Source organism: Brevundimonas sp. GW821-FHT09G01, from assembly GCF_059416065.1.
Genome location: NZ_JBWKOL010000012.1, coordinates 64,436 through 75,347, shown reverse-complemented (window position 1 = coordinate 75,347; position 10,912 = coordinate 64,436). Strand labels below are relative to the sequence as shown.

The 10,912-nt window shown below is 68.0% G+C and carries 12 protein-coding genes and 2 tRNA genes; 6 read left to right on the top strand and 8 right to left on the bottom strand.

The window, feature by feature from the left end:
• From AC07NB_RS16990 to AC07NB_RS16980, 3 genes are all read right to left on the bottom strand, one after another.
• Positions 1-77, bottom strand: a 77-nt coding sequence (locus AC07NB_RS16990) for a hypothetical protein (RefSeq protein ID WP_007443273.1), incomplete at its 3' end; no start/stop codon positions are given.
• A gap of 60 nt (positions 78-137) precedes the next feature.
• Positions 138-211 (bottom strand) — tRNA-Gly (locus AC07NB_RS16985).
• A gap of 77 nt (positions 212-288) precedes the next feature.
• Positions 289-372: transfer RNA gene (locus AC07NB_RS16980), tRNA-Tyr, on the bottom strand.
• Positions 373-521: 149 nt separating this feature from the next.
• Between AC07NB_RS16980 and rlmB the strand changes: the two genes are divergently transcribed.
• The 4 genes from rlmB to AC07NB_RS16960 are packed head-to-tail and all read left to right on the top strand — an operon-like array spanning position 522 to position 3,760.
• On the top strand, positions 522-1,433 hold the full coding sequence (rlmB, locus tag AC07NB_RS16975; RefSeq protein ID WP_494572406.1) for a 23S rRNA (guanosine(2251)-2'-O)-methyltransferase RlmB: 912 nt from the start codon (positions 522-524) through the stop codon (positions 1,431-1,433).
• A 31-nt stretch (positions 1,434-1,464) separates the two neighbouring features.
• Positions 1,465-2,304, top strand: a complete 840-nt coding sequence (locus AC07NB_RS16970; protein ID WP_291838214.1) for a TerC family protein — start codon at positions 1,465-1,467, stop codon at positions 2,302-2,304.
• A gap of 2 nt (positions 2,305-2,306) precedes the next feature.
• Complete coding sequence (locus AC07NB_RS16965) at positions 2,307-2,636, top strand: hypothetical protein (protein WP_291838217.1); 330 nt, start codon at positions 2,307-2,309, stop codon at positions 2,634-2,636.
• Positions 2,636-3,760 (top strand): glutathionylspermidine synthase family protein, encoded by a 1,125-nt coding sequence (locus AC07NB_RS16960; RefSeq protein ID WP_291838220.1) that lies wholly within the window; start codon positions 2,636-2,638, stop codon positions 3,758-3,760. Before AC07NB_RS16965 ends, AC07NB_RS16960 begins: the two co-directional genes overlap by 1 nt.
• Before the next feature lie 3 nt (positions 3,761-3,763).
• Here the strand turns inward: AC07NB_RS16960 and AC07NB_RS16955 are convergent, their stop codons facing one another.
• The 3 genes from AC07NB_RS16955 to metG form a co-directional block, all read right to left on the bottom strand.
• Positions 3,764-4,408 carry a lysozyme inhibitor LprI family protein gene (locus AC07NB_RS16955; RefSeq protein WP_494572405.1) on the bottom strand — a complete coding sequence of 215 codons (645 nt, stop codon included), beginning with the start codon at positions 4,406-4,408 and terminating at the stop codon, positions 3,764-3,766.
• Between the two features lie 30 nt (positions 4,409-4,438).
• The gene (locus AC07NB_RS16950; RefSeq protein WP_492313617.1) at positions 4,439-4,837 is read right to left on the bottom strand and encodes a lysozyme inhibitor LprI family protein; all 399 of its coding nucleotides are present in this window, start codon (positions 4,835-4,837) and stop codon (positions 4,439-4,441) included.
• 80 nt (positions 4,838-4,917) lie between these two features.
• On the bottom strand, positions 4,918-6,624 hold the full coding sequence (gene metG / locus AC07NB_RS16945) for a methionine--tRNA ligase (protein ID WP_494572404.1): 1,707 nt from the start codon (positions 6,622-6,624) through the stop codon (positions 4,918-4,920).
• Between the two features lie 143 nt (positions 6,625-6,767).
• Here metG and AC07NB_RS16940 point away from each other — a divergent pair, with 143 nt between their 5' ends.
• Positions 6,768-7,157, top strand: a complete 390-nt coding sequence (locus AC07NB_RS16940) for a bleomycin resistance protein (RefSeq protein ID WP_494572403.1) — start codon at positions 6,768-6,770, stop codon at positions 7,155-7,157.
• Here AC07NB_RS16940 and AC07NB_RS16935 read toward each other — a convergent pair.
• A complete protein-coding gene (locus tag AC07NB_RS16935; protein WP_492313620.1) occupies positions 7,123-8,469 on the bottom strand; it encodes an MATE family efflux transporter in 1,347 nt (448 codons plus the stop codon). The genes AC07NB_RS16940 and AC07NB_RS16935 overlap by 35 nt on opposite strands.
• Positions 8,470-8,709: 240 nt before the next feature.
• Between AC07NB_RS16935 and AC07NB_RS16930 the strand changes: the two genes are divergently transcribed.
• Complete coding sequence (locus tag AC07NB_RS16930; RefSeq protein ID WP_494572402.1) at positions 8,710-10,302, top strand: carboxyl transferase domain-containing protein; 1,593 nt, start codon at positions 8,710-8,712, stop codon at positions 10,300-10,302.
• Between the two features lie 3 nt (positions 10,303-10,305).
• Here the strand turns inward: AC07NB_RS16930 and AC07NB_RS16925 are convergent, their stop codons facing one another.
• Positions 10,306-10,890 carry a hypothetical protein gene (locus AC07NB_RS16925; protein ID WP_494572401.1) on the bottom strand — a complete coding sequence of 195 codons (585 nt, stop codon included), beginning with the start codon at positions 10,888-10,890 and terminating at the stop codon, positions 10,306-10,308.
• Between the last annotated feature and the right edge of the window lie 22 nt (positions 10,891-10,912).

The window sequence follows — 10,912 nt, the reverse complement described above, 5'->3', positions numbered from 1 at the left end:
GTCTTGCCGTGGTCAACGTGACCGATCGTGCCGATGTTGCAGTGCGGCTTGGTGCGTTCGAACTTTTCCTTGGCCATGGCCAAAACTCCTGTGGCCCGGGTCCGTCAGCGGAGGGGCGCGATGCTGATCAAAAACCTTGGAGCGGGTAGACGGAATCGAACCGACATATTCAGCTTGGAAGGCTGCTGTACTACCATTGTACTATACCCGCACGGAGACGGCCTCAGGTCCGAAAGACCCTCGACCGCCGACCCGATATGGGGTCCCGTCCGTCGTTTCGAAAGCGCGTGGTGGGGGAAGCAGGACTCGAACCTGCGAAGCTTACGCAGGGGATTTACAGTCCCCCCCCTTTGCCGCTCGGGACATTCCCCCAAACGCGCTTTTCGAACCGCCGGAACCTTCGCGACGACGGTCTTTCGACCCCCGGCGCAACAAAGTCTCTCGTGGTCTCGCGTCGCCTGCTTTAGGAGGTGCGCCAGACCCGAAAGCCCTCAGGGCTCCAAATCGGAGGGCGTCTTATAGTGTCGAGAAATCCAGAACGCAACGACCGGAAATCGGGCAAGAAAACGGCCCCTTCCGGCAAGCCCGGCGGGCGTTTCGACGGCCCGAAGGCCGCCGGCAAGGGCGGACCCGATCGCGGCGGATGGAACCCCAATCCGCCCGCGAAGACCTTCAGTGATTCCGCCCCGCGCGGTTCGCGCGCCAAGGCGGACGCCGATAATTTCGTCTGGGGCCGTCATCCCGTGCTGGCCGCCCTGGCCAATCCGGCCCGCAAGGGCATGGGCCGGCTGCTGGCCACGCCGGACCGCGCCGCCGAGATCGAGCGCGACCGTCTGGCTCCGCACGGCCACAAGGTCGAGGTGATCGAGCCGCAGGCGCTGGACCGCATGCTGCCCGCCGGCGCCGTGCACCAGGGCCTGGCCTTCAAGGTCTCGCCGCTGGAAGGCGTGGCGCTGGAGGACATCGCCGAGGACGCCTCGGGCGTCATCGTCATGCTGGACCAGCTGACCGACCCGCAGAACGTCGGCGCCATCTTCCGCTCCGCCCTGGCCTTCGGGGCCAAGGGGATCGTGGTCCAGGACCGCCATTCCCCCGCCCTGGCCGGCGCGCTGGCCAAGGCCTCCGCCGGCGCCACCGAACGCCTGCCCTGCGCCCGGGTGACCAACCTGTCGCGCGCGCTGGAGCGTCTGGCCGACATGGGCTGGCGCGCGGTCGGGCTGGATGGCGCGGCCGAGCTGACACTGGAACAGGCCCTGGACGCCCAGCCGACCGTCCTGGTCATGGGCTCGGAAGGCGACGGCGTGCGCCGGCTGGTGGCCGAACACTGCGAGGCCATGGCCAGGATCCCCATGCCGGGCGGTTTCGAGAGCCTGAACGTCTCCAACGCCGCCGCCATCGCGCTTTATGAAGCGGTACGCAAACAGGGCGGCTGACAGGATGCCGCACCGACGCTAGAGAGCGGAAATGGAATTCTTCAGCTCTCCCGAACTGGCCTCGCAGGCGACCGCCCTGGGCCAGGTGGTCATGATGGATCTGGTGCTGGCGGGCGACAACGCCGTCGCCGTCGGCCTGGCCGCCGCCGCCCTGCCGCAGGAGCAGCGCAAGAAGGCGATCCTGATCGGCCTGATCGCCGCCGTGGTCATGCGCATCGGCTTCGCCCTGATCACCGGCTGGCTGATGGGGCTGATCGGCCTGCTGCTGGCCGGCGGCCTGTTGCTGCTGTGGGTGTGCTGGAAGATGTGGCGCGAGCTGCGCGAGCAGGCGACCCATGACCAGGCCGAGGCCGAGAAGGAACTCGAGCTGGCGCTGAGCATCGAGCACGGCAAGGGTCCGTCGCCCGAGGAACTGGGCCTGAAGCGCAAGACCTTCGGCGCCGCCCTGGTCCAGATCATGATCGCCGACATCACCATGTCGCTGGACAATGTGCTGGCCGTGGCCGGCGCGGCCCACGAGCACCCGTGGATCATGGTCTTCGGCCTGGTCCTGTCGATCGGCCTGATGGGCGTGGCGGCGACCTATATCGCCAAGCTGCTGCACCGCTTCCGCTGGATCGGCTACCTGGGCCTGGTCATCGTCCTGTACGTCGCGCTGCACATGATCTGGGACGGCTACCGCGCCACCGTGGTCCGCACCCTGAACCTGGCCCAGCACAACGCCGCCATCCCCGCCTTCCTGCAGATCACGCCGAAGGAGGTGGCCAAATACTGCAAGGCTGAGGAAGGCGACAAGCTGCGGATTTGCATGACCCAACCCGGGGCGACCCCGGCCGATCTGCCGCCGCCACTGACGGTTCCGGCGGCCTGAGCATGACCGCCACTCCGAAAACGCCCCTGAACGCCGCCGTGCGCCAGCTGTCCTTCGCCACCAGCGTGGCGGCGGCCTTGTCGATCAGCGCCTGCGGACAACAACCGCCGCAGCAACAGGCGACCACCCGCATCTGCACCGATCCGACGGGCGCTCGGATCCCGGATCAGAACTGCCACCGCAGCGGCGGCGCGGGCGGCGGCGCCCTCTGGTATTTCGGCGCCGCGGCGCTGGCGAGCACGGCCTATGGCAAGAAGGCCTCGGGCGGCAGCTACACCGCCCCCGACCGCAGCGGCTTCGGCGCCTCGGCGCGCGGCTCCTCGGGCGGCTGATGGACCGGCTGCCGCTGGCGCCCCGGCCGGACTGGCGCGAGCGGGTCGAGGCCCTTGGCCTCGTCTGGCACACCGCCGGGGACCTGCCCTACTGGAACGAGGCCGCCTGCTACCGCTTCAGCCGCCGCGAGGTCCGCCAGATCGAGCAGGCCACCGAAGAGCTGTACGCCCTGTGCCTGGCGGCCGGTCAGCACATCATCGATCAGAACCTGTTCCACCGCTTCGGCATCCCCGACTTCGCCGTCCCCCTGATCCGCAAGGCCTGGGACGAGGAGCCGCCGGCGCTGAACCACGGCCGCTTCGACCTGGGCTACGACGGCGTCTCGCCGCCCAAGATGTTCGAGTTCAACTGCGACACCCCCACCTCCCTGCTGGAGGCCTCGGTCATCCAGTGGGACTGGCTGGAGGCGGTCTTCCCGGGCCGGGATCAGTTCAACGGCATCCATGACGCCCTGATCGCCCGCTGGGCCGAGATCGCCCCCGCCCTGCCGCAGCCGGTCCACTTCACCTGGGCCGAGGAAGGCGCGGCCGAGGACGCCGTCACCGTCGCCTATATGCGCGACGTCGCCCGCGAAGGCGGGGTCCAGAGCATCGCCCTGCCCATCGACCAGATCGAATGGACCGGCCTGCGCTTCGCCGACGCCACAGGCGCGCCGATCCGGTCCCTGTTCCACCTCTATCCGTGGGAATGGCTGATCAACGAGGAATACGGCTCGCGCATCGTCCATTCGCCGACCGTCTGGATCGAGCCGATCTGGAAGATGATCTGGTCGAACAAGGCCCTGCTGCCGATCCTGTGGGAGTTGTTTCCCCATCATCCGAACCTGCTGGAGGCCTCCTTCGAGGCCCTGCCCGGCGACCATGCGCGCAAGCCGATCCTGGCCCGCGAGGGCGCCAACATCTCCATCGTCAGGGACGGCAAGGTGGTCGAAGCCACCGGCGGCGACTACGGCGGCGAGGGCTATGTCTGGCAGCGCCTCTACGACCTGCCCGAGTTCGACGGCCAGCACCCGGTCATCGGCAGCTGGATCGTCGACGGCGCAGCCGTCGGCATCGGCGTGAGGGAGGCGGGACTGATCACGGGAAACACGGCGCGCTTCGTGCCGCATGTGATCGAGGGCTGACGCTCAACGCGTCAGGAAATAGGACCCGTCGACGTGGCCGTTCATCCCGCAGTAGGGGCGAGAGCCGCCCTGGCCGCCAGGGGCCAGTTCCTCCACATTCAGATAGCCGCCGCGCAACGATACCCGAATCCGCCACCCGTCGTCGGCGTTGATCGTGATCGCATTGTCGATGATCCGTCCCGTGCCGGACACGTCGCAGAGCCAGCGCGCATTGACCGGATGGGCGGCGTTGAGCTCGACCAGAAGCTGCCCCTTCTCCAGCCGCCGGATATCCACGGAGCCCGCCACGTTGCGCCACTCCCCCTCCAGTCCGGTGGCCGGACGGGTCTGCAGGCTGTCGAGGAACTGCACCCGTCCCCTCATGCGCTCCGCCAGACCGGAGAAGTCCCGGAAACCGCCGCGCGTGCTGTTCTCCTGCCATTCGTCGCGGGCGCCGATGAACCATCGCTGATCCTGCGTCAGCGCGGTGCGGGCGCCCGCCGGTAGAGCGCGGCGGACGGCGGCGTAGCGGTCAGCCATTCGCCGATCCAGCCGCCCCAGCGCCGGATCGGCGCAGATGGCGTGCTCGGATGGGGTCGAGGCGCGGCTGCAGTTGAAGGAGGGACCATCCTGCGAAGCCAGAAGGGCCAGGGCGATAATCGTGATCACGAGCGACCTCCAACGGGCAAACTAGGAAAATCAGCGGCCGAGATATCTGCTCTCGAAATCGCGAAGCTGGCGATTGCGGTCTTCAAGGTGGGTAATCTCGCAATCCAGAGAGTCCAGGGCGAAGGCGCCGCCGTCGCCGAACAGGGCCTCGCCGGCCCCGCAGTCCGCTGTGGCGAACGCGTTCCAGTGGGACTGAGCCTCGCTGAACGCCCGTTTCGCCTCCCGTGGTTCAACGCCATGATCCGCCGGGAGAGCATCCAGCGCCCTGTTGATCCGCGACAGGATCACGCCCTGTTCGGCCTTCGCTCGGTCGCGCACGTCCGCGTAGCAGCTGGTCATCTCAAGCTGGCCGCCGACATCGGCGCAGGCGTCCTGCGGATCCTGAACGGCGAGAACGCCAACTGACAGAAGAATGGCAAGCAGGGGCATTCGAACACTTCCTCAGACGTCCCGCACGATCGCCGGTGAGCCGCCCCAAGGTCAATGCATCGAAGCGACGCCGGACGATATCAGCCCTCCGCGCCCCCGAACCGCGCGCTCCATTCGGCGACCTGCTCGTCCTCGATCTTGGCGAACAGGACGCTGGCGGCGGCGACCGGCCGGCCCACCGGCACGGCGGCCAGCAGGTCCTCGTCCGCCGAAGGCCACGACAGGTCGGTCGAGCCGACGCTGGCGGCGATCTTCTCCGCCGACGCCGGGATGACCGGGGCGGCCAGGCGGGCGAACAGGGCGACCAGGTTCAGGGCGAAGCGGGTGGCGGTGGCGGCCTGTTCCGGATCGGTCTTGAACGCCGTCCACGGCGCCGCGACCTGCAGATACTCATTGCCCAGCACCCACAGGGCGCGGATCGACTGCGCCGCCTTGCGGAACTCCATGTCCTCCAGATTGGCCGTCGCCTCCGCGATGCCGCCCTTCAGCTGGGCCAGGAAGGACTGCTCGACCTCGGTCAGGGCGCCGCCCTGGGGCACCACACCCTCGAACTTCGACTCCGTGAACTTGACGATCCGGTTGACGAAATTGCCCAGCACGTCGGCCAGGTCCTTGTTCGTCGTCGACTGGAACTGCTCCCAGGTGAAGGCCGCGTCGGAGTGTTCCGGGCCATAGGCGGTCAGGTGCCAGCGCCAGTAGTCGGCGGGCAGCAGTTCCAGCGCCTGGTCCATGAAGACGCCGCGCTTCTGGCTGGTCGAGAATTTGCCGCCGTACCAGTTCAGCCAGTTGAAGGCCTTCAGGGTGTCGACCGTCTTCCAGGGCTCGCCCGAGCCCAGGATCGTCGCGGGGAAGCTGACGGTGTGGAAGGCGACGTTGTCCTTGCCCATGAACTGGACGTAGCGCACGTCGTCGGCGCCCTCGTCGGTCCTCCACCAGTCGCGCCAGGTCGTGCCGTTGGCGTCGGCCCACTCTTCCGTGGCGCCGATGTATTCGATGGGCGCGTCGAACCAGACATAGAAGACCTTGCCCTCCATGCCCGGGCGCGGCCCGCCGTCAGGCCCGACCACCGGCACGCCCCACTTCAGGTCGCGGGTGATGCCCCGGTCGATCAGGCCCTCGTCCAGGTGCTTGTAGGCGATGGACTTGGCCAGGGTCTGCCAGTCGGTCTTGGTCCCGATCCAGTCGCGGATCGGCTGCTCCAGCTTGGTCTGCAGCAGATAGAGGTGACGGGTGTCGCGCACTTCCAGGTTCCGCGAGCCCGAGACCGCCGAATAGGGATTGATCAGGTCGGTCGGGTCCAGCAGCCGCCCGCAGTTGTCGCACTGGTCCCCGCGCGCCTTCTCATAGGCGCAGTGCGGACAGGTCCCCTCGACATAGCGGTCCGGCAGGAAGCGGGCGTCGTCGACGGAATAGATCATCCGGTCGACCCGCTCCTCGATCAGGCCCCGTTCCTCCAGTACCTTGGCGAAATGCTGCGTCAGGCGGCGGTTGGGATCGTTCGAGGATCGGCCGAACCAGTCGTAGCTCAGGCCGAACGACTGGCCGGCGGCCTTCTGGATCTCGTGCTGCTCGTCGCAATAGGCGCGCACGTCCTGCCCGGCGGCGGCGGCGGCCAGCTCGGCCGGGGTGCCGTGCTCGTCGGTGGCGCAGATGTAGAGGACCTCATGGCCCTGCGCGCGCTTGAAGCGGGCGTAGACATCCGCCGGCAGCATCGAACCCGCCAGATTCCCCAGATGCTTGATGCCGTTGATGTAGGGCAGCGCCGAGGTGATGAGGATGCGGGACATTGGGGCCTGAGGGTGGAGGAGCGAGGGTCGCGGTGAGTGGTTAGTGGCGAGTGCAGCCGGATTTCGCAACCCGTTCCCGCCCCGCCTCGACCCTCGCCGCCCGTCCCTCGACCCGATCGGGGACGACGCTTACGCTCTCGCCCATGGCCATCATCCCCACCGTCAAATGCAGCGACATCCTCCGCTCGGTCGGTTTCTACACCGGCGTGCTGGATTTCGAGGTCCGGCGCGAGTGGTCCGAACTGACGGATCCCGGGTTCGCCTGGCTGACCCGGGACGGCGAGGTGCTGAACCTGTCCAGCCATCGGGGCGACGGCGTCTTCGGGCAGGCGGTCGTGGTCGAGGTCGCCGGCATCGACGCCCTGTTCGAGGCGTTCCGGGCGCGCGGCCTTGATCCTTCGGGCAAGCCGGACTCGCCGGTCCACCAGGGTCCGCTGGATCAGACGTGGGGCACGCGCGAATTCTACGTCGATGACCCGGACGGCAACACGCTGCGTTTCACAGAACGTGCGGCAGCCGCCGCGCGACCCTGAGGAACCGCCCCGCCAGCAGGGCGCCCGAGACCAGGCTGGCGATGATCACCGCCCACACCAGTCCGTCCACGCCGATCCTGTGCGCCAGCACCCAGCCCAGCGGCATCATGATCGCGCCGTAGGACAGGAAATGCATGATCGTCGGCCACCAGACGTCGCCCGCGGCGCGATTGGCCTGGGCCGCCACGACCTGGATGCCGTCCGCCACGAAGAACAGGGTCGCCAGCACCAGCGCCGGTCCGGCGATGGCGATCAGGGCCGGATCGGCCGTATAGGCGCCCACCACCACCGTGGCCGTCGGCCAGATGACCAGGGCCACGATCAGGGTCAGCACCGCGACCACGCCGATGCCCGCCAGGCCGGCGCGCATCACGCCCGCCCGGTCCTGTGCGCCGTACGCCCGTCCGACCAGCACCGCCGTCGCCGACGACAGTCCCATCGGCAGCATGAAGACGATCGCCGACATATTGATCACGATGGCCCAGCTGGCGGTCTCGTTGGTCCCCAGCATGCCGGCGATCAGGGTCATGGCCGCGAAGGCCCCGACCTCGATGAAGTTCGACGCCCCGGCGCCCAGGCCGACCTTGACCTGTTCGCGTTCGACCGCGCGGTCGCGCGCCGGCTTGGCCCACAGGTTCCAGGTCTTCGCCTCGGGCAGGCGCAGGATGTAGATCACCAGGAAGACCGCCAGCGCCGTCCGGGCGCCGAACGTCGCCCAGGCCGAGGCGACAGCCCCGTCCACGCCGAGGCCCAGCAGATCGGGCACCAGCAGCAGGTTCAGGCCGATGTTGACGCCGTTGGCCACCCACATGGCCCACATTCCCGGCTTGGGCTTGGACAGCCCCTCCAGGAAGAACTGCCCGGCGATCGAGATCAGATAGGCGGGCATCGACAGGGCGAAGACCACCAGCGGTCCGGACGCGCCTTCGCCCAGGCCTTCGCCGAACTGGACGTTCTGCATGACCCACGGCCCGAACACCGCCAGGGCCAGCATGGCGGCGACGCCGATCTGCATCGCATAAACGACGCCGCGCCTCAGGACCGCGCCGATCTCGGCGTGCCGTCCCTCGCCGCGCAGGCGGGCGGTCAGGATCTGCACCCCCATCATCAGCCCGACCGCCGTGGTCAGCACTACCGAGGACGGCGCCCAGGCCAGCGAGTGATAGGCCAGCTCGCGCGACGCATAGTGGCCGACCACGATCGCGTCGGTCAGCCCCATGGTCATGATGCCGATACGCGCCAGCACCACCGGCCAGGCGAGATTCAGAAGGTCTTTCAGGGTGGCGCGGGTCTGGGGGCTGAGCACGGTCATGGGACGCGCGACAGGCCACGGGGGACGGTGAAGGTCAACCCGGGTTGAGGGAAAGGTGGCATAAGGAGGACTTCTCCCTCCCCTCATGGGGAGGGTGGCCGAGCGAAGCGAGGACGGGTGGGGAGCGGCCGCACGGTCCCCCACCCTGTCGCCGCTGACGCGCCGACACCCCTCCCCACTGCGGGGGAGGGAGAACACCCCCGCTTCCCCCTGCCCGCGAAGCCGCCTAAACCTCCGCACATGCCCAAGCTGACGTCCGCCATCGATCCCCACAGCGCCGCCTTCAAGGCGCTGGACGCCCACAACCGCGCCCTGCGCGACGAGCTGTACGAAAAGGTCGCCAAGGCCGGACGCGGCGGCTCGGACGCCAGCCGCGACCGCCACGTCTCGCGCGGCAAGCTGCTGCCCCGCGACCGGGTCGAGCGCCTGCTGGACCCCGGCTCGCCCTTCCTCGAGGTCAGCCAGCTGGCCGCCGGCGGCATGTATAACGACGAGGCGCCGGGCGCGGGCATGATCTGCGGCGTCGGCCGGGTCTCGGGCCGCGAGGTCATGATCGTCGCCAACGATCCGACCGTGAAGGGCGGCGCCTACTTCCCCATGACGGTGAAGAAGCACCTGCGGGCCCAGGAGATCGCCGAGCAGAACAACCTGCCCTGTGTCTATCTGGTCGATTCCGGCGGGGCCAACCTGCCGCACCAGGCCGAGGTCTTCCCCGACCGCGACCACTTCGGCCGCATCTTCTTCAACCAGGCCCGCATGAGCGCCAAGTCGATCCCGCAGATCGCCTGCGTCATGGGCTCCTGCACCGCCGGCGGCGCCTATGTGCCGGCCATGTCGGACGAGACGGTCATCGTCCGCAACCAGGGCACCATCTTCCTGGCCGGCCCGCCGCTGGTGAAGGCCGCGACGGGCGAGGTCATCTCGGCCGAGGAGCTGGGCGGCGCCGAGACCCACGGCCGCAAGTCCGGCGTGGTCGACCATGTGGCCGAGAACGACGAGCACGCGCTGGAGATCGTCCGCTCGATCGTCGCCAACCTGAACACGGTGAAGTCCGTGGCGCTGGACGTGCGCGAGCCGCGCGCGCCCGCGCTGGATCCGGAACAGCTGTACGGCATCATCCCCGACGACGTCCGCGCCCCCTATGACGTGCGCGAGGTCATCGCCCGCATCGTCGACGGTTCCGAGCTGGACGAGTTCAAGGCCCTGTACGGGACCAGCCTGGTCTGCGGCTTCGCCCGCATCTGGGGCTATCCGGTCGCCATCCTGGCCAACAACGGCGTGCTGTTCAGCGAAAGCGCCCAGAAGGGCGCCCACTTCATCGAGCTGGCCTGCAAGCGAAAGATCCCGCTGCTGTTCCTGCAGAACATCTCGGGCTTCATGGTCGGCGGCAAGTACGAGGCCGAGGGCATCGCCAAGCACGGCGCCAAGCTGGTCACCGCCGTCGCCTCGGCCGAGGTGCCCAAATTCACCGTCCTGATCGGCGGCAGCTTCGGCGCCGGCAACTACGGCATGTGCGGTCGCGCCTACAGCCCGCGCTTCCTCTTCACCTGGCCCAACAGCCGCATCAGCGTCATGGGCGGCGAACAGGCCGCCAGCGTGCTGGCCACCGTCCACCGTGACGCCGAAACCTGGACGCCGGAAGAGGCCGAAGCCTTCAAGGCCCCGGTGCGCCAGAAGTACGAGGACGAGGGCAATCCCTACTACGCCACCGCCCGCCTGTGGGACGACGGCGTCATCGACCCGGCCCAGACCCGCGACGTCCTCGGCCTGGCCATTTCCGCCTCGCTGAACGCCCCGATCCCGGAGACGACCTTCGGCGTGTTCCGGATGTAAGGGTCACTTGCGTCGCCAGTTGTTGTGGCGTCTCGCAGTTCGTCCGAGGCTTCGGCTGGTAGCGAACCGCCGTCCGGTCACGACGCCCTGATCGGAAGCCCAGTCCTTCATATGGAAGTGCTCGATGTACTGGCGGTCGACACCCTTCAGCATGTACTTGGCCATGTTTCCCGGCGTCGTGATTGCGACGAAGTCGATGGTCCCTTGGGGAAGCGGCCTGCCCACGAGCTTGGCTAAGCGGTGCCGGACAAGATCGTCAAACCACTGAATGGCGTCGATCGGCACGTGAGCGGCGAAGTGAACGTTTCGACGCGCCCCTGGGTTTTCATGCGCCAGCACGTAGTCGAACGAGCCTAAACCGCCGAGGATGGAATCCCGATACTTCCATGCGCGAGCGACCCGATCTCTTAGACCCCGGAACAGAGACGCACATTCCTCCTCAGGTAGGTCGAGACGAGCGAAGTTGATCGAGAGCAGACGTGTGAGAGGGCGGCCACGGCTGGTTGCGTAACGGGTGGCGTGGAAGCCGCCGAGCGCTTGGGCGTAACCGATATGACCCGTTCGGTTTCCGGGTAGATTTGTCGGCATTAGGCGTACCTTGAACGAGGAT